The 23,112-nt window shown below is 69.6% G+C and carries 21 protein-coding genes; 15 read left to right on the top strand and 6 right to left on the bottom strand.

What is annotated here, in order from left to right; genetic code table 11:
- Nucleotides 1-136 precede the first annotated feature (136 nt).
- Entirely contained in the window at nucleotides 137-766 is a 630-nt protein-coding gene (locus ABLI39_RS11915) for a TetR/AcrR family transcriptional regulator (protein ID WP_349413640.1), read from the top strand.
- 16 nt (nucleotides 767-782) lie between these two features.
- Complete coding sequence (locus ABLI39_RS11910) at nucleotides 783-1,610, top strand: DUF1684 domain-containing protein (RefSeq protein ID WP_349413639.1); 828 nt, start codon at nucleotides 783-785, stop codon at nucleotides 1,608-1,610.
- 27 nt (nucleotides 1,611-1,637) lie between these two features.
- Here ABLI39_RS11910 and ABLI39_RS11905 read toward each other — a convergent pair whose 3' ends face one another.
- Both ABLI39_RS11905 and ABLI39_RS11900 read right to left on the bottom strand, forming a co-directional pair.
- Complete coding sequence (locus ABLI39_RS11905) at nucleotides 1,638-2,804, bottom strand: acyl-CoA dehydrogenase family protein (protein WP_349413655.1); 1,167 nt, start codon at nucleotides 2,802-2,804, stop codon at nucleotides 1,638-1,640.
- A gap of 74 nt (nucleotides 2,805-2,878) precedes the next feature.
- Nucleotides 2,879-3,676, bottom strand: a complete 798-nt coding sequence (locus tag ABLI39_RS11900; protein ID WP_349413638.1) for an SDR family NAD(P)-dependent oxidoreductase — start codon at nucleotides 3,674-3,676, stop codon at nucleotides 2,879-2,881.
- A 161-nt stretch (nucleotides 3,677-3,837) separates the two neighbouring features.
- Between ABLI39_RS11900 and ABLI39_RS11895 the strand changes: the two genes are divergently transcribed.
- The 5 genes from ABLI39_RS11895 (at nucleotide 3,838) to ABLI39_RS11875 (ending at nucleotide 11,094) form a co-directional block, all read left to right on the top strand.
- Nucleotides 3,838-5,124 carry a glycoside hydrolase family 76 protein gene (locus tag ABLI39_RS11895; RefSeq protein WP_349413637.1) on the top strand — a complete coding sequence of 429 codons (1,287 nt, stop codon included), beginning with the start codon at nucleotides 3,838-3,840 and terminating at the stop codon, nucleotides 5,122-5,124.
- Nucleotides 5,125-5,288: 164 nt separating this feature from the next.
- Complete coding sequence (locus ABLI39_RS11890; RefSeq protein ID WP_349413636.1) at nucleotides 5,289-6,338, top strand: iron ABC transporter substrate-binding protein; 1,050 nt, start codon at nucleotides 5,289-5,291, stop codon at nucleotides 6,336-6,338.
- A gap of 3 nt (nucleotides 6,339-6,341) precedes the next feature.
- Nucleotides 6,342-7,934: an ABC transporter permease gene (locus tag ABLI39_RS11885; RefSeq protein WP_349413635.1), complete on the top strand. Its 1,593-nt coding sequence runs from the start codon at nucleotides 6,342-6,344 to the stop codon at nucleotides 7,932-7,934.
- Nucleotides 7,931-9,106: an ABC transporter ATP-binding protein gene (locus ABLI39_RS11880; RefSeq protein WP_349413634.1), complete on the top strand. Its 1,176-nt coding sequence runs from the start codon at nucleotides 7,931-7,933 to the stop codon at nucleotides 9,104-9,106. Before ABLI39_RS11885 ends, ABLI39_RS11880 begins: the two co-directional genes overlap by 4 nt.
- 71 nt (nucleotides 9,107-9,177) lie before the next feature.
- Complete coding sequence (locus ABLI39_RS11875; protein ID WP_349413633.1) at nucleotides 9,178-11,094, top strand: glycogen debranching N-terminal domain-containing protein; 1,917 nt, start codon at nucleotides 9,178-9,180, stop codon at nucleotides 11,092-11,094.
- Here the strand turns inward: ABLI39_RS11875 and ABLI39_RS11870 are convergent.
- On the bottom strand, nucleotides 11,091-11,810 hold the full coding sequence (locus ABLI39_RS11870) for a phosphatase PAP2 family protein (protein WP_349413632.1): 720 nt from the start codon (nucleotides 11,808-11,810) through the stop codon (nucleotides 11,091-11,093). The two genes, ABLI39_RS11875 and ABLI39_RS11870, sit on opposite strands and share 4 nt — an antisense overlap.
- Nucleotides 11,811-11,851: 41 nt before the next feature.
- Nucleotides 11,852-12,469 carry a YdeI/OmpD-associated family protein gene (locus ABLI39_RS11865; protein ID WP_349413631.1) on the bottom strand — a complete coding sequence of 206 codons (618 nt, stop codon included), beginning with the start codon at nucleotides 12,467-12,469 and terminating at the stop codon, nucleotides 11,852-11,854.
- Between the two features lie 43 nt (nucleotides 12,470-12,512).
- On the opposite strand from ABLI39_RS11865, the gene ABLI39_RS11860 reads away from it, so the two are divergent.
- The 7 genes from ABLI39_RS11860 (at nucleotide 12,513) to ABLI39_RS11830 (ending at nucleotide 19,151) form a co-directional block, all read left to right on the top strand.
- A complete protein-coding gene (locus ABLI39_RS11860; RefSeq protein WP_349413630.1) occupies nucleotides 12,513-13,328 on the top strand; it encodes a VOC family protein in 816 nt (271 codons plus the stop codon).
- 37 nt (nucleotides 13,329-13,365) lie between these two features.
- On the top strand, nucleotides 13,366-13,905 hold the full coding sequence (locus ABLI39_RS11855; protein ID WP_349413629.1) for an NUDIX hydrolase family protein: 540 nt from the start codon (nucleotides 13,366-13,368) through the stop codon (nucleotides 13,903-13,905).
- Nucleotides 13,906-14,025: 120 nt separating this feature from the next.
- Entirely contained in the window at nucleotides 14,026-15,081 is a 1,056-nt protein-coding gene (locus ABLI39_RS11850; protein WP_349413628.1) for a DUF6707 family protein, read from the top strand.
- 46 nt (nucleotides 15,082-15,127) lie between these two features.
- Nucleotides 15,128-15,853 (top strand): SRPBCC family protein, encoded by a 726-nt coding sequence (locus tag ABLI39_RS11845; RefSeq protein WP_349413627.1) that lies wholly within the window; start codon nucleotides 15,128-15,130, stop codon nucleotides 15,851-15,853.
- Nucleotides 15,854-15,886: 33 nt separating this feature from the next.
- Nucleotides 15,887-17,185, top strand: coding sequence for a tRNA guanosine(34) transglycosylase Tgt (gene tgt, locus ABLI39_RS11840; protein ID WP_349413626.1), 1,299 nt, complete (start codon nucleotides 15,887-15,889; stop codon nucleotides 17,183-17,185).
- A gap of 70 nt (nucleotides 17,186-17,255) precedes the next feature.
- Nucleotides 17,256-18,005 (top strand): dienelactone hydrolase family protein, encoded by a 750-nt coding sequence (locus tag ABLI39_RS11835; RefSeq protein WP_349413625.1) that lies wholly within the window; start codon nucleotides 17,256-17,258, stop codon nucleotides 18,003-18,005.
- 183 nt (nucleotides 18,006-18,188) lie between these two features.
- Nucleotides 18,189-19,151 carry a type IV toxin-antitoxin system AbiEi family antitoxin domain-containing protein gene (locus tag ABLI39_RS11830; RefSeq protein WP_349413624.1) on the top strand — a complete coding sequence of 321 codons (963 nt, stop codon included), beginning with the start codon at nucleotides 18,189-18,191 and terminating at the stop codon, nucleotides 19,149-19,151.
- Nucleotides 19,152-19,219: 68 nt separating this feature from the next.
- On the opposite strand, the gene ABLI39_RS11825 is transcribed toward ABLI39_RS11830, so the two are convergent.
- On the bottom strand, nucleotides 19,220-20,632 hold the full coding sequence (locus ABLI39_RS11825) for an MFS transporter (RefSeq protein WP_349413623.1): 1,413 nt from the start codon (nucleotides 20,630-20,632) through the stop codon (nucleotides 19,220-19,222).
- 142 nt (nucleotides 20,633-20,774) lie between these two features.
- Here ABLI39_RS11825 and ABLI39_RS11820 point away from each other — a divergent pair, with 142 nt between their 5' ends.
- Nucleotides 20,775-21,638: a hydroxymethylpyrimidine/phosphomethylpyrimidine kinase gene (locus tag ABLI39_RS11820; RefSeq protein WP_349413622.1), complete on the top strand. Its 864-nt coding sequence runs from the start codon at nucleotides 20,775-20,777 to the stop codon at nucleotides 21,636-21,638.
- A gap of 110 nt (nucleotides 21,639-21,748) precedes the next feature.
- On the opposite strand, the gene ABLI39_RS11815 is transcribed toward ABLI39_RS11820, so the two are convergent.
- Entirely contained in the window at nucleotides 21,749-23,023 is a 1,275-nt protein-coding gene (locus tag ABLI39_RS11815; protein ID WP_349413621.1) for a serpin family protein, read from the bottom strand.
- Nucleotides 23,024-23,112: the final 89 nt, after the last annotated feature.

Genomic DNA, 23,112 nt, shown 5'->3' with positions numbered 1-23,112 from the left:
TTCGGAGAGTAGACAAGTCCGTCTACCGCTGCCCGAGACGTTATCAGACAGAACTGTCTACGGCAACCGAGGGCCGCACCGGTGACGTCCGCGACATCCGCGAGACTGGACAGACTGGTCTGTGTACCATGAAGTTATGACGCCGACTGCAGCCACCGCCACAGCCGCCGGGCCGCGGGCGGCCCGGACTCCGGCCGGCCAGGCCAAGGACAAGATCCTGGCTACGGCGTTCCGGCTCTTCTACGCCCATGGCCTCCGGGCCGCCGGCATCGACACGATCATCGCCGAATCCGGGGTCGCCAAGGCCACGTTCTACAAGTACTTCCCGGCCAAGGATGACCTGATCCTGGCCTATCTGGAGCAAGTGGACGGCGTCTGGACCGGGCAGCTGCACGCCGCCGCCGAGGCCGCCGGGCCGGACCCCGCGGCCCAGCTGGTGGGCCTCTTCGACGCGCTGTCAACGGCCTGCCGCCGCGACGGCTACCGCGGCTGCGCGTTCATCAACGCGGCCGCCGAATCAGCCACCGGCACCCGCGTGCATGAACGGACGGTCGCGCACAAGCAGGACATCCTGGCCTGGATCCGGGACCTGGCAGACCGGGCGGGCGCGCCCGATCCGGACGGCCTGGCCCGCAGCCTGACCCTGCTCCTGGACGGCGGCCTGGCCAGCGGGGTGCTCGACGCCGACCCCGCCGCGGCCGCGGCCGCCCGCACCACCGCCGGCCAGCTGGTCGCCGCCGCCCTGTCACCTTCGTCCGCCCCTTGATCCCCTGGAGGGTTCCTTGACCACCGACGTGTCCCCTGCCGACCCGCAGCTTGCCCGCTGGCAGCGCTTCCGGAAGAGCCGCAACGAAGCCCTGGCCAGCGACTACGGCTGGCTCACCCTGACGTCCTTCCAGTGGCTGGCGGATTCGCCGGCCGCCGTCGAACTCGTCCCCGGGCTGTGGTCCACGGACGGCACGACGGCGTTCCTCACCGCTACGGCAGCCGACGGGCTGACGCTCGTGGACGGCGGTGCTCCGGTAGAGGGGACCATCAGCGCGGACCTGGCCGATGAGCAGTCCCTGATGTGGGTCCAGTTCGGCGGTGCCGACGGCCACCAGGTGGTGGTGGAACTGGCGATGCGGGCCAACAAGTACGCCATCCGCACCCGGGATTCGGCCTCCCCGGTGTTCACCGGGTTCGACGGCGTGCCCACCTTCGACTACCGGCCGGACCTGGTCATCGAGGCGCGCTTTATCCCTTATCCCGCACCGGTGGAGGTCCCCATCGGCACCGCCAACCCGCTGGTGGACGGCGTGCACCGCTCCGTGGGCGAGCTTGTCTTCCGGCTGCCGGGCCAGGAGCATGAGTGCCGTCTGCAGGCCGAGGAGGAGAAGCTCGGCGCCCTGACCGTGACGTTCCACGACGAGACCAACGGGCTGACAACCGATGAGTGGCGCAAGGTCTCCACGGCCCGGCCAAGGCCGGATGGCACCGTGGTCCTGGACTTCAACCGGGCGATCAACTACCCCAGCGCGTTCACCCCGTACGGCACCTGCCCCATGCCGGTGAAGAACAACAGCCTGGACTACCGGATCGAAGCAGGCGAAAAGCAGCCCTTCGCCTAGGCCCACGGCCACGGACACACAGCCCGCCTAGACGATCGCGGACACCCCGGTCACGGCGCGGCCCACGATCAGGGTGTTGATCTCGTACGAGCCCTCGTAGGTGTAGATGGCCTCGGCGTCCGCGAAGATCTTGGCCATCCGGTAATCGGTGACAATCCCGTTGCCGCCCAGCAGGGACCGGCCCATCGCCACGGTTTCGCGCATCCGGGCGCTGACATAGGACTTCGCGAGCGCCACCTGGGGCATGTCCGCGGCGCCGGCATCCTGCAGCTGGGCAACCCGGACCATCATGCCCATGCTGGCCACCGCGTTGCCGAGCATCGTCACCAGCTGCTGCTGGACCAGCTGGAACTTCGCCAGCGGCCGGCCGAATTGCCGGCGTTCGACGGCGTACTGCCGGGCGACGTCGAACGCGGCCAGTTGCTGGCCCACGCCCTGCCAGGCGACCATGATCCGGGAACCGCGCAGCAGCTCGTTGGTGTCCTCGAAGCTGTTGATCCCGGCGAAGCGGTCCGCCTCGGCCACGCGCACGTCGGTGAACACGATGTCGGCGTTTTGCACGGTCCGCAGCGCGATCTTGTTTTCGATCCGGCTCCGGCTCACACCCGGAAGCGTGGCGTCGACGATGAAGCCGCGGATGCCGCCGTCGGCCTCGTCCCGGGCCCAGACCAGCATGTAGTCGCAGAACGTCCCGTTGCCGATCCAGCGCTTGGCGCCGTTGAGCACCCAGTGGTTGCCGCCCGCCCCGCCGGAGACACGCCGGGCGGTGGTTTCCATGCCGCCGGCGACGTCGGAGCCGTGGTCCGGCTCGGTCAGCGCAAAGGCCCCGGTGGTCCGCAGGTTTGCCGCGTCCTCCAGCAGACGGGCCTTCTGTTCCTCCGAGCCGAAGCCGTAGAGCGATTCCACGAACAGGTCGTGGTGGACCAGGAAGAACGTCGCGAGCGAGGTGTCCACCCGGGTCATTTCGGCGATAACCAGGCCGGCGAACAGGTTGCTGTAGCCGCGCTGGGCCGGGGCGCTGAGTTCCAGCGCGGCCAGCTTGGGCAGGATGTGCGCGGGGAACTCGGCGTCGTTCCACCACCGGGTGGCGAACGGCGCCACCTCGCGGGCCAGGAACGCCCGGAGTTCGGCCAGTTTCGCCTGCTCGGCGGCGCTGAGCAGCGACTCGAAGTCAAAGAAATCGGCCGTTGGCAGCCCGGCGAGCGCCGGGTCAGCCGGGCCTACCGGTGCACCGGGGTCAACCGGGGCAGAGGCGTCCACGCCGTGCGTCACTTCGGTCCCATCCGGATGGCGCCGTCGAGCCGGATGGTCTCGCCGTTGAGCATGGCATTCTCCACAATGTGCGCGGCAAGGTTGGCGTACTCGGCCGGGCGGCCCAGCCGGGACGGGTGCGGCACCTGCGCACCGAGGGAGTCCTGGGCTTCCTGCGGGAGCCCGGCCATCATGGGGGTCTCGAAGATGCCGGGGGCGATCGTGACCACGCGGATCAGCGAGCGCGCCAGTTCCCGGGCGATCGGCAGCGTCATGGCGGCGACGGCGCCCTTGGAGGCGGCGTAGGCCGGCTGGCCGATCTGGCCGTCGAAGGCCGCGACGGAGGCGGTGTTGATGATGACGCCGCGTTCCGGGCCGCCCAGTTCGGTGGCAACCGGCTCGTTGGCGGCCATCGCTGCGGCGGCCAGGCGGATCACATTGAACGTCCCCACGAGGTTGATCTGGATGACCCGGCTGAAGGTCTCCAGCGGGAGCACGCCGTCGCGGCCCAGCACCTTCCCCGGGGTGGCGATGCCGGCGCAGTTCACCACGATCCGCAGCGGGCCGAGGGCGACGGCGGCGTCGACGGCGGCCTGCACCTGCTCTTCGCTGGTGACGTCCGCGGCGACAAAGACCGCGCGGTTTCCGCCTCCGCCGGCAGACGCGTTCAGCTCTGCGGCGAAGGCTTCCCCGGCCGAGCCCGGCAGATCCACCAGCACCACGGAGGCGCCGCCAGCGAACAGCCGGCGCGCCGTCGCGGCCCCCAGCCCGGACGCGCCGCCCGTAATCAGCGCGACAGTACCCAAGACGTCCATGCATCCTCCTTGATGTGGAACCGCGGCCCCGGCCGTGACGCTGTGCGCAGCCCACCGGCACCAGGGAACATTAGTTAGTTCAGGTTAACTGGAATGCAAACATTGCGCACCTCGGCCCCGCCGTTCCGCGCTTGAGCCGGCCTCGCCACTAGGCTTGGTCCATGACCGCAGCAGCTGCCCACTCCCCCGCCCCGAACTGGTCTTTCCGCGCCGACGAGGCCGCGCGTTCGGTGACCCGGCTGTTCGGGCAGCGCCTCTTTTTCCTGCCCGGCACCCACATCGCCGCGATCACCCGCCCCTCCGGCCGGCTGAAGAACCTGGCCCGGCCGTGGCACTACTGGTGGCAGGCGCACTACGTGGACTGCCTTGTGGACACCGGCCGCCGGGAACTCGGCGGCGAGGGCCACACCCCGGCCAAGTTCGACGGCGACAACCTGCCCAGCGCCGGCAAGCTGGCCTCCCGGCTGGTCACCGGTATCCGGCTGCGGAACTTCCTGACCGTGGTCAACAGCTATTACGACGACATGGCCTGGCTGGCCCTGGCGACCCTGCGGCTGGAGAAGCTCGCCGAGGACACCCGCAAGAGTTCCGGCCGCCGCCGCAACGCCAAGGTCCTCAAGAGCCTCACCCTGCAGTTCGACTCGGCCTCGACCGACGACCTGGGCGGCGGCACGTTCTGGAGCAAAAAGCGGGACTTCAAGAACACCCCGGCCACGGCCCCGGTGGCCCTGTATTACGCCCGGACCGGTCAGGCGGCCAAGGCCCAGTCCCTGCTGGACTGGCTGGACGCCAAGCTCTACGACCCGGAACAGGGCATGTACCGGGACGGGCTGCGGATCGCCCCCGGCGGCGAACTGGTGCTCGAGAGCGCCATCTACACCTACAACCAGGGCCCGGTCCTGGGCGCCCTGCTGGAACTGGGCGGCGAGGCGAACCTGGAGCGGGCGGCGGCCCTCGTGGCGGCGGTGGAACGCCACCTCACGGTGCAGGCTCCACTGCTGGGGCGCAAGGCCGCGGTGCTCCGCTCCGAGGGAACCGGCGACGGCGGACTCTTCACCGGGGTCCTCGTCCGCTACCTTGCCCTGGCCGCCGTCGACGAACGGCTGCCCGCCGAGGCCCGGGCCACGGCGGCACTGCTGGTGACGGATACGGCGGAGGCCTTCTGGGAGGGCCGGCGCCTGGTGGGGGCGCAGGAGCCGCTGGCGCGGCGGGGTGCCCGGCTGGTCTTCTCGGCCCGCCCGGAGCTGCCGGCGCGCCGGAGCTACCCGGCGGGGTCCGCCGTCGAACTCTCGACCCAGCTGCAGGCCTGGATGGTGCTGGAGGCCGCGGCCGCGATCGCCGGGAAACTGCCCGCCGTCGGTAAGCCCGCCAGCGACCCCGCCGGGACCGCGGAACCGTCAGCGGAAATACCCCCGGAAACTGCCCCGGAACCCACCCCGGAGAATTAAGTCACGCAATAGTTTCGTAATTCGTGTGATCCTCCTCACTTAAGGCGCTCTTGGCTTGGTTGCTTAGGTTTGGCTAACCTACAGTTTTTCGTAGTGAGCATGCCCTAACCTCCCGCTCACGGAGGTTAGGCACCTACGACCTTTTCCTTGCAGAAAGTAGCCTCATGAAGATCCGCAAAAATGCGCTGGCGGGCATTGCCCTCGCTGCCACCGCCGCGCTCAGCCTCGCCGCCTGCGGCTCCGGCGCCTCGACCTCCGGCAGCACCGGGGGCGACGGCAAATCCGCCGGCGAGATTACGGTCTACAACGCCCAGCACGAATCCCTGACCAAGGAATGGGTGGACGCGTTCACCGCGGACACAGGCATCAAGGTCACGCTGCGCCAGGGCGATGACACCGAAATGTCCAACCAGATCGTCCAGGAGGGGGCCGCATCCCGCGCCGATGTATTCCTCACCGAAAACTCCCCCGCCATGGCCCAGGTGGAAAACGCCGGCCTGTTCGCGGACGTGGACAAGGCCACCGTCGACCAGGTTCCGGCCGAATTCCGGCCCTCCACAAACAAGTGGACCGGCATCGCCGCCCGCTCCACCGTGCTGGTCTACGACAAGGCCAAGCTGAGCGCTGACAAGCTGCCCAAATCCATGCTCGACCTGGCCAAGCCGGAGTGGAAGGGCAAATGGGCGGCATCGCCGTCGGGCGCCGACTTCCAGGCAATCGTCTCCGCCCTGCTGGAACTCAAGGGCGAGGCCGCCACCGAGGAATGGCTCAAGGGCATGAAGGAAAACTTCAAGGCGTACAAGGGCAACAGCACGGCCATGAAGGCCGTCAATGCCGGCGAGGTGGACGCCGCCCTGATCTACCACTACTACTACTACGGCGACCAGTCCAAGACCGGCGAGAACTCCAAGAACGTCACGCCGTACTACTTCAAGAACCAGGACCCCGGCGCGTTCGTGTCCGTCTCCGGCGGCGGTGTGCTCAAGTCCTCAAAGAATGCGGCGGCCGCCCAGGCCTTCCTGAAGTACATCACCGGTAAGAAGGGCCAGGAAGTGCTGCAGAAGGGCACCTCCTTCGAGTACGCGGTCGGCTCCGGCGTTCCGGCCAATGAAAAGCTCGTCCCGCTCCCGGAACTGCAGGCCCCCAAGGTCGATCCGGCCAAGCTGAACTCCGCCAAGGTCACCGACCTGATGACCAAGTCGGGACTGCTCTAACCATTGACTAAAACTCTGGCGGCTCCCGGATCCACCGGAAGCACGACGACGGCGGGCAGGGGCAAGCGCCCCCGCCCGCCTTTCGGCGTCTCCGTGGTGTCGATCCTGGCTGTCCTGATCGCCCTCATTTCCCTGATCCCCCTCGGCTATGTGGCGTTCATGACGGTGGCCACAGGCTGGGACACGGCCATCGGCCTGATCTTCCGGGCCCGGGTGGGCGAGCTCCTGCTCAACACGGTGCTGCTGATGGTGATCACCGTGCCGCTCTGCGTGGTCCTCGGCGTGGGCGGCGCCTGGCTCGTGGAACGCACCAACCTCAAGGGCCACAAGGGGTGGGCCGTCCTGCTCGCCGCTCCGCTCGCGGTTCCGGCGTTCGTCAACAGCTACGCCTGGGTCTCCGCCGTGCCGTCGATGGGCGGGCTCTGGTCCGGTGTGCTGATCGCCACGCTCTCCTACTTCCCGCTGGTCTACATCCCGGCGGCCGCGACGCTCAGCCGGCTCGACCCGGCGATCGAGCAGTCCGCCGCGTCCCTGGGGCTCGGGGCCTGGCGTGCCTTTTTCCGCGTGGTGCTGCCCCAGCTCCGGATCGCGATGACCGGCGGCGCGCTGCTGGTCTCGCTCCACCTGCTGGCCGAGTACGGCGCCTTCGCGATGATCCGCTTCGACACCTTCACCACCGCGATCATGGTCCAGTACCAGTCCACCTTCAACGGGACGGCCGGGAACATGCTGGCCAGCGTGCTCGTCTTCTTCTGCCTGATCCTGCTCCTGGTCGAGGTCCGCAGCCGCGGAACCGCCCGCTACGCCAGGGTCGGTTCCGGCGCCCAGGCCCGTGCCCTGCGCCTGCCGCTGCACGCCTACCAGCTGCCCGCGCAGCTGTCCCTGCTGGCCCTGACCGCGCTGGCGTTCGGGCTGCCGCTGACGTTTGTGCTGCGCTGGATCTACGCCGGCGGGCCGGACATCTGGGCGGCCGAGGCCTTCCTGCCGGCGCTGCTGCAGACCCTCGGCTACGGCCTGGCCGGGGCCGCGGCCACCACGGTGGTCGCTTTCCCGATGGCGTACCTGGCCGTGCGGCACCCGGGCTGGTTCAGCAAGGCCCTGGAGCTCTCCAACTATGTCACCAGCTCGATGCCCGGGATCGTCGTCGGCCTGGCCTTCGTGACCGTCAGCATCCGGATGATTCCGGACCTCTACCAGACCACCTGGGTGCTGGTGGCCGCCTACGTGCTGCTGTTCCTGCCGCGGGCGCTGGTGAACCTCCGCTCCGGGCTCTCCCAGGCGCCCAAGGAACTCGACGAGGCCGCGCAGGCCCTCGGCAAGCCGCCGCTGCTGGCGTTCCTCCGCGTCACCCTCCGACTCACCGCCCCGGCCGCGGCCGGCGGCGCCGCGCTGGTGTTCCTCGGGATCGTCAACGAGCTGACGGCCACCCTGCTGCTCTCGCCAAACGGCACCCGGACCCTCGCCACCGAATTCTGGAGCAAAAGCAGCGAGATCGACTACGCCGGCGCCGCACCGTACGCCCTGCTGATGATCCTGATCTCGGCGCCGATGACCTACCTCCTCTTCCAGCAGTCCAAGAAAGCAGCGGGACAGTGACCGAACAGAACCCCTCCCGGCTTCCGGAACCCCGGATCGCTCCCTCCGTGGCGCCCAGCACCAACAGCCACCTGGAGGTCGACGCCGTCACCAAGAACTTCGGATCCCAAGCCGTCCTGAAGGGTGTCAACCTCTCCGTCGCCAAGGGCGGGACGACGGCGATCGTAGGCCCATCGGGCTCGGGCAAGACCACGCTGCTGCGGCTCATCGCCGGCTTCGAACACCCGGACACAGGCAGCATTTCCCTGAACGGCAGCAAGGTGGCCGGCGACGGCGCCTGGGTTCCCGCACACAAGCGGCATGTCGGCTACGTGGCCCAGGACGGCGCCCTCTTCCCGCATTTGACCGTGGGCCAGAACATTTCCTTTGGCCTGGACGCCGGCAAGCTCCCCGGCGGCCACCGCGGCATCAAGGCCCGGGTCTCGGAGCTGCTGGAGATGGTCGCGCTGGACCCGGCCATGGCCAAACGCAGGCCTCACCAGCTCTCCGGCGGCCAGCAGCAACGGATCGCGCTGGCCCGCGCCCTGGCCCGTGAACCCGAGCTCATGCTGTTGGACGAACCGTTCTCCGCGCTCGACGCCGGGCTGCGCGTCGCCACCCGCCGCGCCGTCGGCAAGGTGCTCCACGACGCCGGCGTGACCACCATTCTGGTCACCCACGACCAGGCCGAGGCGCTCTCCTTCGCCGACCAGGTGGCAGTGATGCGCGGCGGCAAGCTCGCCCAGATCGGCAACCCCTTTGTGGTCTACACCCGCCCGGCGGACCGCGCCACCGCCGAGTTCCTGGGCGACGCCGTCATCCTGGACGCCTGGATGGAGGGCTCGCTCGCCACCTGCTCGCTGGGCGGCATCCCGGTCCGACGTCCGCCGGCACAGGGCCGCGTGCAGCTGATGCTCCGTCCCGAGCAGATCCGGATCGCGGAGGACGGCCCCATCCGCGGCACCGTAGTGGACACCGACTACTTCGGCCCGGAGACCACAGTCCGGCTCAAGCTCGCCGTCCCGCCGGTCCTGGCCGAGGGCGCCGTCGCAGACCACCGCTACCCCGGCGGCGGGGAGATCATCACCATCCGGCACTGGAACGCCTCCATCGCCCGGCCCGGCACCGAGCTGTGCCTGCGGGTGGTGGGCGAGGCCGTGGCCTTCCCGATGGAAGACGACGCGCAGGACTGACGCCGGCCCCACACGGCCCGCCCCTCGGGCAGGCCTAGTTCGGGCCCTGCCCTCGGCATAGGCTGGGGCCCATGACTGTTCAGCCAGCCCTGCACCGCCAGCACTGTTCCGTGGCCGCCCCCACCCAGGTGTGGCTCGATGCCGACGGCCGGCTGGGCGGCGGCGCGCCCGCCGCACCCGGCCCGGGCGCCGCTACCGGCGCCGGTGAGTGGTTCACCGGGCTGCTGCACGGGGACACCCGGCTGCTGTGCCGGGCCGAGGTGACCGTCAACGGGTTCGCGCCGGAACCGGCCACGGTGGAGGCCTGCCCCGGCGGTGTGCTGAAGGTCCGCGGGCTGGTGCGCGGGATCGAGGGCCCCACCGAGGATCCCGCCGTCGAACTCCTGCAGACCTGGACCGTCACACCCGGCGCCGTCCGCGTCGCGCTGCGCCTGAGCACCTCGCTGGAGTCGGTGGACGCCGAGATCGAGGTGCGGCTGGCCGCGGACTTTACCGACATGGCCGCCATCCGGCTCGGCCGCTACCGCGAACCGCTGCAGCCCACCGCGGCTGACGCGTCCACACTGCGCTGGAGCGAGGACGGCAAGACCCTGACCGTGGCCGCGCCGGGACGGGTCGGTCCCGGCGAGCGCCTCAGCTGGCGCGGCACCGCGGGCCGCGGCAGGCCGCTGGAAGCGGAATGGCAGGCCGTGCTGACCGACAGCGGGGACGCCGTGGTGGCCGCGCCGCTGCCGGCCTCCCGGCGTCTCCGGGCCGCGCCGGAGGGGCCGCTGGGCCAGCTCTTGGACAACTCACTCGACGAACTCGACGGGCTCCGGCTCGCCACCCAGCAGGCCCCGGACGCCCCCTTCCTGGCCGCCGGGGCACCCTGGTACTTCACGCTGTTCGGCCGGGATTCGCTCTGGGCGGCCCGGATGCTGCTGCCGCTCGACGCAAGCCTGGCCGCCGGGACCCTGCGCGCCCTCGCAGCACACCAGGGCACCAAAACCGACCCCGCCGCGGCCGAGGAGCCGGGCAAGATCCTGCACGAACTGCGGGCCAAGGAACTCGTGCTCGAAAGCCAGGCGCTGCGGCTTCCGCCGGTGTACTTCGGCGCCGTGGACTCCACCCCACTCTGGCTGTGCCTGCTCGGCGAGCTGGGCCTCGCCGGTACGGACGACGGCGCGGTCCGATCCCTGCTGCCCAGCGCCGCCCGCGCCGCAGAGTGGCTGCTGGCGGCCGGCGCAGCTGCGGGAAATACGGCCAACGGCGGATTCCTCAGCTACCAGGACACGTCCGGGCACGGCCTGAGCAACCAGGGCTGGAAAGACTCCCGGGACGCCATGCAGTTCAGCGACGGCCGGCAGGCGGACGGCCCGATCGCCCTCTCCGAGGTGCAGGGCTACGCCTACCAGGCAGCCGTGCAGACGGCGGACCTGTTCGACTCCTATGGCGAACCGGGCGGCCGGCAGCTGCGCGACTTCGCGGCGGCGCTAAAGCAGAACTTCCGCGAGCGCTTCTGGGCGCAGGACGACGCCGGCAGCTTCCCGGCCATGGCGCTCGACGGCCACGGCGAGCCGCTGGACATCCCGGGATCCAACATGGGGCACCTGCTGGGCACCGGGATCCTCGATGCCGCGGAGGCGCGGCTTGTGGCGGACCGGCTGCTGGGCCCGGAGCTGTTTTCCGGCTACGGCCTGCACACCCTGTCCCGGCGGGCGGCGGGGTTCTGGCCCTTCAGCTACCACTGCGGCTCGGTCTGGAGCCACGACACCGCCGTCGCGGTCCGCGGCCTGCTCGGCGAGGGATTCACCGCCGAGGCGCGGGTCCTCGCCGAGGGCCTGCTGGCGGCTTCCGGCGCGTTCGGCCACCGGCTCCCGGAACTCTTTGCCGGGGTCACCGCGGCGGAGTCCGGGCGCGCGGTGCCCTATCCGGCCTCCTGCCACCCGCAGGCCTGGTCCTCGGCCTCGGCCGTGGTCATCGCCCAGGCATTCGGCGTCGAATTCTAGGCCGCCGGGACTGCCTTCCGCGCGTCCCGCAGGCCGTCCACCAGGACCACAAGGCCCGTCACGGCGACGGCCAGCCCCAGCGAGGCCACCACGTCCGTCAGCCAGTGGTAGCCGAGGTAGAGCCGGCTGAACGCGACCAGCAGCGTTCCCAGGGCCGCCCCGGAGAACGCCAGCACCGCCGTCGAACGGCGCACCGTCCGGACCCCGCCGCGCCCCATCAGCAGGTACACCAGCACCAGCAGGAACACGCCGGTCCCGAACGTGTGGCCGGACGGGAAGGACAGGGCATCGTCCGGGCCCATCAGGAAGTCGGCGGCCGAGGGCCGGGCGCGTGCGATCTGGTGCTTGATCAGGGTGGAGGCGCCGAAAGTGGCCGCCATGGCTCCGAGGAGCAGCGCCGGCCGCCAGATTTCGCGTTTCCGGACGGCCCAGCCGAAAGCCAGCATCCCCCCGATGACCGCCATCCAGGTCGGCGAGGTGACCGTGCTGACCGCCGCCAGGATCGCCGTGGCGACGGGCGTCCGGCCCGCGACGAGGGCGTCGTGGACCCCGCCGTCGACAAGCGCGAGCCCGGAGTTCGTCTGGACCGCGGCCAGCATCAGCCAGAAGACCGCCTCGCCGGCGACCAGCAGTCCGGCGGCGGCAAAGAACGCCGTGCGCTGGGAGCGCACGGCGGGCAGGGAGCCCAGTGGCTGCTCAGGATGGGTGGTAGGCATCGGCCTACTATGCCAGTCCAGCCTGTCGGTAGCCCGGACGGTTACTGGGAAGTCGCTGAAGGCCCCGGGTCGGGCCGCCGTTTCTGCGGGTACGGCGTTTCAAAGTGGGCCAGCATCTCCACAAAGCCCGCGATCTTGCGCTCCCGCGTGGCCGGCTGCTTGACGGCGTTGGTCCGGTAGATCAGCGCGAACCGGTTCACCGAGGTTAGGACGTCGAACATGGCCTGTGCCCGCGGTTCCGCCGCGATGGCCGCGGCGAGATCCTCCGGCACCTCAGCGGTGGCCTGTCCCGAATAGGCCGCCTCCCAGCGACCGTCCGCCTTCGCGCTCTCGACGGCGGCCCGCCCGGCCGGGGCCATCCGCCCCTCCGCTTCCAGGCGGCCGATGCGCTCCACGTTCCGGGCCGACCAGACGCTTTTCGGGCCGCGGCGGGTCATCCGCTGGTAGGAAGTCTCGGCGTCGCGGCGCCGGCCCTGGCCGTCGATCCAGCCGAAGCAAAGGGCCTCCTGCAGGGCGGCCTCGTAGTCCAGCTCCGTCACCGAACCGCCCTTCTTGTGCAGCACCAGCCACACCCCTGGGCTGTCCGTGTGGTGCGCCTCCAGCCAGGCGCGCCATTCGGCGGCGTCTTTGACCAGCAGTTCCTTTAGCTCAGCAGCCATGGCACCATTGTGCTCCCGGCCCCGAACCTTCAGGGAGATCCCCATGCTGCGTGTCCGCCCCATCCACTTCACCTCCCGGCCGGACCAGTGGGAGCGCCTGCTGGAGGATCTGGGCATGGTCAAGACCGTTGACGAGCCTGCCTGGCGGGAGTTCGACGCCGGCGCCGGACGCCTGGCGCTGCACGTCGTCGAGGCCGGCTCGGCGGAGGACGGCACCACGGCGTTCGGCGTCGAGGCAGGCGACCTCGCGGAGTTTGCCCGCCGGACCAACGAGGCCGGCGCGGGCATCCGCGCGCAGGCCAGAGCGGACGTGCCCGGCACCACCGCCGAGCTCATCGAGGCGGACCACGGCCCCTCGTGCCGGATCACCGCCGCTGACGGGTTCAGTTTCATCGCCGACCCCGCCACCCGCGCGCCGGACGGCACCTGGGCCGGCTCCGCGGAGGCGGACCCGGATCTCGCCGTCGTGGGCGTCTGGTTCGCCGCGGATCCGACGGCGGCGGCCCGGGCACTGCGGGACATCGGCGCCCGCCCGCGCCCGGTACCCGGAGGTGCCGGGAGCGGCAGCGCGGACGCGGACGCCGTGGAGACGGAGGCCTTCACGGCGAAGAACGGCGGGGTGCTGATGGTCGGCACCGCCGGGGCTGACGCGGGAACCGGAAGCGCCGGGCTGGGCTTCGAATACGGCGGCGACCTTGAGCTGCTGCGGGAACGGCTCGCCGGGGCGGGGCACGAGGTGGCGGTGGTGGAGGAGGCGGCCGTGGCGCTCCTGCACGTCGGCAACCCCGACGCCGGCGGTGCGGCCCAGGCGCACGCCGTCTGGATCTCCGCAGCCCCCGCCGGTGGCCGGCCCGTGTGACCACGCCCGGCGCCCGGGGATGCGGTAGAACTTAACCATGAACGTTCGCACTCCCGACCCCAATCCCGGCTGGCTCTCCGACGACGATCTTTTCGAGGCCCGCGGCCGTCTGCCCATGGTCTACGTCGAGGCCGTCCCGGTCCGACTGGACCCGCTCGGGTTTGTGAACGAGGTCGGCACCCTGCTGCAGGCCGACGAGGACGGAACCATGATGCGCTCCCTGGTCTCCGGCCGGGTCCTGTACCGCGAGACCATCCGGGCCGCCCTGCTGCGCCACATGGAAAAGGACCTCGGCCCGCTCGCCTTCCCGCAGCTCCCGATCAGCCCGGTCCCCTTCACGGTGGCTGAATACTTCCCGTCCCCCTCGCACACCGGCTTCACGGACGACCGGCAGCACGCCGTCGCGCTGGCCTACATCATCCCCGTGACCGGCGAATGCTCGCCTCGGCAGGACGCCCTCGAGCTGACCTGGATGACGCCGGAGGAAGTCATGAGTTCGGACGTTCAGCTGGAATTCAGCGGCGGCCGTGGCGCGCTGATCCGCCAGGCGCTGGCGTTCGCGGGCGTGGGCCACTAGGGGCCTCCGCCCCGGGCCGCCGGAACCGCTGGGACGCCCGGAGCACCCCGGCGTCCCCGACTTCGCGCGTCGGCCTTTGTAGACTGGTGAGCGGACCGAAAGAGAATTTAAGGATTCCAGATGACCCACCCCACAGCCTCCCTGAACTACAGCGAACGGCAGGCGGGATCTCTGCGGACCGGGGATCTCCTGCTCCTGCCCGACGCCGAACGCACCGCCGAGATCGTGCGCGTGGACATCGACAACGACGATTTCGGTTCCCCCGCCATCGTGCGCGCCACCCTCACCGGTGGCGGCGTGCTGCGGATCGCGGCCGGCTCCGTGGTCCTGGTCCTGGACCCCGTGCCGGACTCACCGGAAGCTTCCCCCGCCGCCACAATCCCCGCGGACGGCGCGGATGCCCCGGCCGATTCCCCGGCCGATTCATCGGACGACGGCGGCCCCGGACTGCAGCTGGTTGAGCACCTTCCCGCCGGCGACGGCGGCCCGGAGGCGGCTCCCGCCGTCGTTATCCCTCCCCCGCCGGTGGCCCCGCCGGTGGCCAGCGGCCCCAGCGAAGCGGACCTGGCCCTCATCCCGGCCGCGGAGGGAACCCCCGAGTCGGTCGTGGAGGCCGCGGCCGAAGCGCATCCCGATGCGCTGGGGGTGTTGCTGCTCAGCGACCGGCTCACCAAGGGCATCAACACCAAGTCCGGCAGTTGCCTCAAGGACCTCAGCGACCTGGCCCATGAACTCTTTGTGGTGCTCAAGGACGCCGAGAACGCCCTCGCCGTCGCGGACCTGCTCAACGTGCTCCCCTTCGACGGCAACCCGGGCCGCTGGGCCTCGGTGGAGGCATCCCTGGCACTGGCCAGCTACATTTGCCGCCAGCGCGGGGAAGAAGAACGCGCCGAAGTCTACGAGAAGTTCCTCCGGGCGCCGGACGAGATGGAGACGGACCCGTTCAAGGCCCGGATCAACGCCAAGGTGCGCCAGCGTTCCCTCAACGAGCCGAACCTGTACGACAAGGAAATCTTCCGGGCGATCGACAACTCCAACCCGGACGCCGAACGTGAGTGGCGGCTGCTCCGGCTTGAGGCGCTGCTCTTCCTGCGCGCGCACGGCGGCTCCCAGACCATCGGCGGCCCCGAACTGGAGCTGCGGATCGGCAACGAGCTCGAGTCGGTCCGCGCCTGACCGTTTGGCCCTACCCCGCCGCCGTCGCGCGTTGTAGATTCACCCCATGACGAACAATCTCAGCGTGGTGATCAACTCCGACGCGCCGCAGGTCTGGACGATGCTGCGCGAACCCGCGAAGGTGGCCCAGTGGCACGGCTGGGAGGCCGAGGACCAGGCCGCCGAGATCAACGCGATCTACTTCGGCCCCAACGTGGTCGAGAGTGCGGACCATACCTCCCTCGTCGTCGACGGCGGCGACATTTTCACCCTGAAACCGGTCCCCACCGGCACGGAAGTCAGCGTGACGCGTGCCGCCATCGACCATGACTCGGAGTGGGCGGCCTGGGACGAGGACATCACCCAGGGCTGGCTGACGTTCCTGCACCAGCTGCGGTTCGCCCTGGAGCACCACCCGCACGGCAAACGGCGGACGTTCTTCTTCTCGGTCCCCGGCACCGCGGGCTCCGCGATCGACAAGCTGGGCCTGTCCGACGTCCCCAAACCCGGCGAGCCGTATGCGCTCACCCTGGCGACGGGCGAGGAAATTTCGGGCAAGGTCTGGTTCCGCAGCAACCACCAGGTGGGCCTGACGGTGCACAGCTACGCCGAGCACGGCGACGGACTGGTGATTGTGGCGGACCAGCCGGTCATCCCCGACGTCCGGCCCGACGGCGGCTCGCTGGCCATCGTCTCGACCTACGATCTCGGCGCGCACCAGCTCGAGACCATCCGCGGCCGCTGGGATAACTGGCGGGCTGAGAACTACCCCACATCGGACCCGCTGCACTAAGGCTTCCGCGGTGTTAGCTGGCACACTTGAACGGTGCCAGCGAATCCTGACTTTGCCTCCGTGCCCCCCGTGCCTGCCCGGCAGGCGGAGTTTTCCTTCCAGGTGGGCAAACGCCTAAGCGAAACGTGCGCGCCGTCGGGCTCCCAGGTTGCCGAAAACGGCGGCGAGTTCCTGGGCCGCACCGGCACCATCACCACCCCGCACGGCGAGATCCAGACCCCGGCGTTCATCGCCGTCGGCACCAAGGCCACCGTCAAGTCCGTGCTGCCGGAGTCCGTCGCCGAGCTCGGCGCTCAGGCCGTGCTGGCCAATGCGTACCACCTGTACCTGCAGCCCGGCGCGGACGTCCTGGACGAGGCCGGCGGGCTGGGCGCCTTTATGAACTGGCGCGGCCCGACGTTCACTGATTCCGGCGGGTTCCAGGTGATGAGCCTCGGCTCCGGGTTCAAGAAGGTCATCGACATGAAATCGGTGGACACGTCCGGGCCCGACGACGCCGTCGCCCCCGGCAAGGAACGCCTGGCCCACGTGGACGAGGAGGGCGTCTGGTTCAAGAGCCACCTCAACGGCGACCGGCACCGCTTCAGCCCCGAAATCTCCATGAACGTCCAGCACCAGATCGGCGCGGACATCATGTTCGCGTTCGACGAGCTGACCACGCTGCAAAACTCCCGCGGCTACCAGGAGGAGTCCCTGGAACGCACGCGCCGCTGGGCCGAGCGCTGCATCACCGAGCACTTCCGGCTCACGGAGGAGCGCGTGGGGAAGCCCTACCAGGCCCTGTTCGGCGTGATCCAGGGCGCCCAGTACGAGGACCTGCGCCGCAAGGCCTGCCGGGATCTGGGCGCGATGAACTTCGACGGCTTCGGCATCGGCGGGGCGCTGGAGAAGGAGAACCTGGGCACAATCGTGCGCTGGTGCAACGAGGAGCTGCCGGAGAACAAGCCGCGGCACCTGCTGGGCATCTCCGAGCCGGACGACATCTTCACGGCCATCGAGAACGGCGCGGACACCTTCGACTGCGTCTCCCCCACCCGGGTGGCCCGCAACTCGGCGTTCTACCACCCCACCGGCCGGTACAACCTCTCCGGCGCGATGTACAAACGCGACTTCGGACCGCTTCAGGAAGGCTGCGACTGCTACGCCTGCCTGAATTACTCCCGGGCCTACATCCACCACCTGTTCAAGGCCAAGGAAATGGTCTCCGCGACCCTGATCTCGATCCACAACGAGCGCTTTGTGGTGAAGATGGTCGACGACGCGCGCCGCGCCATCGAGGACGGCACCTTCTTCGAGTTCAAAGCCGAGACCCTGGGCCGGTACTACTCCTAGGCTTCTGTCGGGGCTCATCCGGGCGCCAACCCTGGGAGGGGCTCCTAGCTGCGTCGGCTATCCTGACCGGATGTTTATCGAGATTCCTGCCGCTGACGGCCCAGCCGAGGCCCTCGTGGCCCGTCCTTCGACCGGCGAGGGCCCCTTCCCGGGCGTCATCCTCTACATGGATGCCTTCGGCCTGCGCCCGCGTATCCAGGAGATGGCCCAGCGCGTCGCGGACTGGGGCTACGTCGTCCTGGCCCCCAACGTCTTCTACCGCGAGGGGACGGCAACCGAATTGGCCCCAGCCGGGGACATGACTACCCCGGAGGGCCGCGAGGCCGCCGGCGCCGCGGCGTTCCCCCGGGTCGGGCGACTCACGAGCGACAAGGCCGTCCTGGACATCGACGCCTGGCTGCGTGATCTCCGCGAGCTCGACGGCGTCGCGGACGGCCCCATCGGCGTCACCGGTTATTGCATGGGTGCACGCCTCGCGGTCCGCACCGCCAACGCCCACCCGGATCAGGTGGCGGCGTGTGGCGGCTTCCACGGCGGCGGCCTGGCCACCGACGAGCCGGACAGCCCGCACCTGGGGCTGGAGCACGCGCGTGCCCGGTTTGTCTTCGGCCACGCGGACAAGGACCGCAGCATGGACACCGACGCCGTCGCTCGATTCGGTGCGGCGCTCGACGCTGCAGGGCTGACCGCCAGCAACACGATTTACAACGGCGGCCCGCACGGCTACTCGATGGCGGATACTTCAGCGTTCCACCCGGAAGCCACCGAACGGCACTTCCGCGAACTCCGCAACCTCCTCGACGGGACACTCAAGGCCTGACCGGCGCCGCTTCCGCGCGCGGCGCGATGCCTCGGGGGCGCCGCTCCATCCCCCCGTTTCGACGGGAGGGTGCGGGCTCGACGTAAGGCAACGTCGACCGGGCACGGAACCGTCAAATCGGCGTTGTCCACATACCGGAAGAGTGGCCGTGGCGGCAGGGCGTGGGCGGTTGACACTGGACCCATGCTCCCTGAACTCCCCGCAGCTCCGAATCTCTGGCGCACGGACCAGCTCCTGGCGGCCGGGCTCAATACCCGGGCCATCGCACGGCTGGTCCACGGCGGCGCGCTCGTCCGGCTGCGCCGGGGCTGCTACGCCCGCGGGGACTGGTGGCGGGGCCTGAACGGCGCCGCCCGACGTCGGCAGCTGATTTCTGCGCACGCGCTGGGGACGCTGACGACGTCGCCGGGAGGGTTCGTTTACAGCCACGTCTCAGGTGCCAGCCTCCACAGGCTGCAGCTCTGGAACGTCAATGACCGCGTGCACCTCACCCAGAAAGGCTGCCCCTCGGGGATTTCGCACGGGCACGACGTCGTGGCCCACACCCGCCGCTTGGACGCCCGCGAGATCTGCTTGGTCGACGGGCTCCCCTGCACATCCCTAGAGCGCACGGTGGTGGATTGCTGCCTGATGTTCACCGTGCCGCAGGCGGTGATCCTGATCGATCACGCGGCCCGGCTGGGAGCGGATCTTGGCCTGCTCCGCGCCCGGTGTGATGCCCTTGCCGGCCGCAACGGGGTGGTGGCGTTGCGCCGGGCACTCGAACTGGCTGATCCCCGCTCCGAATCAGCCGGCGAAAGCCTGACGCGGGAACTGCTGCACAGGGTCGGGATTAGGCCACCGGACTTGCAGTACCCCGTCTGGACTCCCCACGGGGAATACCGGCTGGATTTTGCCTGGCCCGAGTGTAGGGTTGCCCTCGAGTTCGACGGCAGGAGCAAGTACTTCGACTACCGGCCCACCGCAGAGGTCCTCTTCGCGGAGCGGCAACGCGAGAAGGCGTTGACCGAGCAGGGCTGGTCGTTCCTCCGCATCGAGTGGAAGCACCTGTTCAATGAAGTGGAGTTCAAGTACCGGGTCCTGCGGGCGTTGAACCGTGGCGCAGGGGCTGATTCGTCGCCGTTTCGACGGCCCGCTACCGGTTAGACGCTTCGCAGCGTCGAGTGGGAACGGAGCCGTCGAAACGGCGGCGCGGGGATCCGGGGCGGGGGACCCTAGCGGCGCGAGGCGTCCACGAGGTCCTTGTCGTCGTCCCGGCGGCCGTCGCCCGTCCCAGTCGCGGCGGCGGCGGGCTCCCAGGCGTGGCCCTGTTCGTGGTCCAGGTGCGTGGACTTCTTGTTCTTCAGCGCGAAGATGTAGACCAGCAGCGAGATGGCGATGGCCACGGTGACGTAGGTGAAGAACAGCTCCTCCTGGCCGGACTTCTGCAGCGCCGCGCCGATCAGCGGGACGGTGCCGCCGAAGAGCGAGTTGGCGATCGCGTAGCCCAGGCCGACGCCGAGAGCGCGGATGGAGGCCGGGAACAGTTCGGCCTTCACGAGGGCGTTGATCGAGGTGTAGCCGCCGACGATCAGCAGGCCGCCCATCATCAGCAGGAAGGCCGTGAGCGGGTCCTTGGTCCCGGCCAGGGTGGAGAGCAGCGGCCAGGTGAACAGCACACCGGTGATGCCGAACCAGAGCAGCAGCGGCTTGCGGCCCACCTTGTCCGAGATGATGCCGTAGACCGGCTGGAGCAGCATAAAGATGAACAGTGCCCAGAAGTTGATCACCGAGGTGTCGGTCTTGGCGATGCCGGAGGTGTCATTCATGAACTTCAGGATGAAGTTGGTGTACGTGTAGAACGCCACGGTGCCGCCGAGCGTGATGCCGATGCAGATCAGCAGGGGCTTCCAGTAGCCGGTGAACAGGAGCTTCATGGTGCCCGGCTGCGCTTCGCCGGCCTGTGCGGGGGCCTTGGCGGCCTCGAGCTGTTCGGCCGAGACGGTCTCTTCCATGGAGCGGCGCAGCCACAGGACCACGAGGGCCGCGACGCCGCCGATCGCGAACGGGATCCGCCAGCCCCACTCGCCGAGGTCTGCCTTCGGCATCACGTTCTGCAGGATCACCAGGACCAGCAGGGCCAGCATCTGGCCGCCGATCAGCGTGACGTACTGGAAGCTGGAGAAGAATCCGCGGCGCTTGGAGGTGGCGGCCTCGGACATGTAGGTGGCGCTGGTGCCGTACTCGCCGCCCACGGAGAAGCCCTGGATCACGCGGATGAGGACCAGCAGGATCATGGCCCAGAGGCCGATCACGTCCTGGGTGGGGAGCACCGCGATGGCGAAGGAGCCGGCGGACATCATTGTCACGCTCAGCGTCAGCGCGGACTTGCGGCCGCGGCGGTCGGCGTAGCGGCCGAAGAACCAGGCGCCGATCGGGCGCATCAGGAACGACGTCGAGAAGACCGCCATCGCCTCGAGGCCGGCCTGCAGCTCGTCCTTGGAGTTGAAGAAGTGCGCCTGGAAGTAGGCCGCGAAGACTGTGTAGACGTACAGGTCGTACCACTCGACGAGGTTGCCTGCCGAGCCTTTGAGGATGTTGCCGACGGCTTTTCGGGTCTGGGCCGCTTCGGACAGTTGGGTGCTCATCAATGAACCTTCCTGGATCCGGCGTCGCAAGAGAGCAACACCGTCCGCCACCGTAGTCCCCGTGATCCAGAACACCCGGGTTTTGGTCATATTGGTCATACGCACAATGCGGGCGGGTTTCGGCGGCTGGCAGGATGGGTCCATGACTTTTTACGCCGTGGACAACGTGACCTCCGACGCCAGCGCCTACCCCGCCGTCGCCCTGACCATCGCCGGCTCCGAGGCCACCGGCGGCGCCGGCGCTCAGGCGGACCTGAAGACCTTCCAGGAGCTCGGCGTCTTCGGCATCGCCAACCTGACCTGCATCGTGTCCTTCGACCCGAAAGACAACTGGAACCACCGCTTCGTTGCTGTGGACGCCCAGGTCATCGCCGACCAGCTGGAGGCAACGACGGCGGCGTACGGCGCCGCGTCCGGCGCGCCGTCCGTGCTGGACACCGTGAAGATCGGCATGCTGGGCAGCCCGGCGACGATCTCCACGGTGGCGTCCGCGCTTACCGGCGGTCAGTTCGCCAATGTGGTGCTGGACCCGGTGCTGATCTGCAAGGGCCAGGAGCCGGGCCACGCCCTGGACACCGACCAGGCCCTCAAGGCGCAGATCCTGCCGCTGGCCACCTTCGTCACGCCCAACCACTTCGAGGCCGAGTCGCTTTCCGGCCTGGAGATCACCGACGTTGAATCCCTCAAGGCCGCGGCCGTCCGCATCCATGAGCTCAGCGGCGCCGCCGTGCTCGCCAAGGGCGGGGTGCGCCTGTCCGGGCCGGACGCCGTCGATGTCTACTACGACGGCGAGACGCTGGAAGTCCTCTCCGCACCCAAGGTGGGCGAGGTGGCCGTCTCCGGCGCCGGCTGCTCGCTGGCCGCCGCGGTGACCGCCGAGCTGGCCAAGGGCGCCACCCCGCTGGAGGCCGCCCGCACGGCGAAGGACTTCGTCACCGCGGGGATCCGGAACCGGGTGGCCTCGGGCGCACCGTTCGACGCACTCTGCCAGGGCGGCCCGCGCTAACCCTTCCTTCCTTCCCGGACGCTCCCTCACCTCTGGCAGCTGCCGCCCCGACGCTCCCTCATGCGCTGAGGGAGCGTCCGGTTTTTGCCTGCAGAAGGTGAGGGAGCGTCTCAGGATGGGCGCGGGTCCGACACCCTGCCCATAAAGAGCGGCAGCCCGGTCTCGACGTGGATGATCTCGTACTGGAAGGGCCGGTCGAACCGGATCACCTGCGTGAATGCCGCGCCGCTGACGGCGCGGGCGTTGATCTGGGTCACGGCGGCGGCAACCGTACCCTTCTCCGCCACCGTGATGTTGGCGGACTGGCCCGCCTGCGTGATTTCGAGTCCGGGCTGGATCGCGTTGAAGTCCGTCACGGTCTGGAGCATTTCGCGCAAGCCCAGGGCTGCGAAGACTTTGCGCAGCTCGAAGCTGCTCTTGTGGTCCCAGCGTGGCAGGAAGATCTGGGTCGGGGCGCGCGCCGCCGTCTCAAGGTCCGCGGCGGCGTCGGTGAGGGCCTGCGGGCCGGGCATGGCGGCACCGGCATCGGGCAGCACCAGCCGCATCACAAAACCCTCGGCATAGGGCAGGTCCACGGCCTGCCATCCCGTACCCCGGGCGGACGCGAGCTCCTGAACCGCGGACATGGTGGGGACGGTGACCGGCCCGCCGGCCGCCGTCGTGAAGGGCAGGTCTGAGGTGTCGGCCGGGTCGAAGGGGACGTTCCAGGCCGAGGCGAAGTACACCGTGTTGAGCAGGCTGAGCGTGTTGTCCTTGCTGTACTCCGCGGGAGCTTTTTTGATCCGGCCGCCGGTGTTCTTGTTCACCCAGGCGTCGATGGCCGGTTTGGTGGTGTTCTCGTCCTGAAAGTCCACCGGGTACACGCCCGTCCCGTAGTAGCGGGCCAGGGAACGCAGGTAGCCCTCCCCGGTGGGCACGCCCCGGTCCACGAACAGGCCGTTTGCGCTGTGCAGGAGCGGCTTGCGCGGCGGGTTCTTTTCGTCCACGGAGCCGGGGTCGCCGTCGAAGGCTTCCAGCGATCCGAGCAGCGCATTCAGGGCCTCGTCCCGGTGTTGTGCGGGCAGGCCCAGGGCGCTGTCCATCTCGGTGGCCGTCGTCCCCGACGCTCCCGCCCGCAGCATGGCCAGGGCGATCAGCAAGCTGCCCGGCGACGCGACCACGTTGCCGTTGCCGGCGTCCCCGCCGTCCGCGAGGAGCGCGGCACCCAGTTTCCGCGCCGATGTCCGGAGCTGGTCCAGCTCGGCCGGGTAGGCGGACCGGTCCACCGAAGCGCGTTCGACGCCGTCGGCCTTCAGCAGCGCCGGCGGCGAGGCGGCACAGGCTGCCAGGACCAGCGCCACGCCAGCCGCGGCCGCCATAAACCGCGCCGGAATCTTCTGTTTCATCGCGCCCCCAAGGCCCGCAACCGCGTGGAAAGGCGGGGATGCCGCCTACGGCCAGTCAAGCACCCGCACCGCGGAAGCGCGACAACACC

The organism is Pseudarthrobacter sp. B907, from assembly GCF_040137805.1.
Classification (GTDB): Bacteria; Actinomycetota; Actinomycetes; order Actinomycetales; family Micrococcaceae; genus Arthrobacter.
The sequence above is the reverse complement of the archived record's forward strand: the minus strand, read 5'-3'. Positions and strand labels throughout refer to the sequence as shown.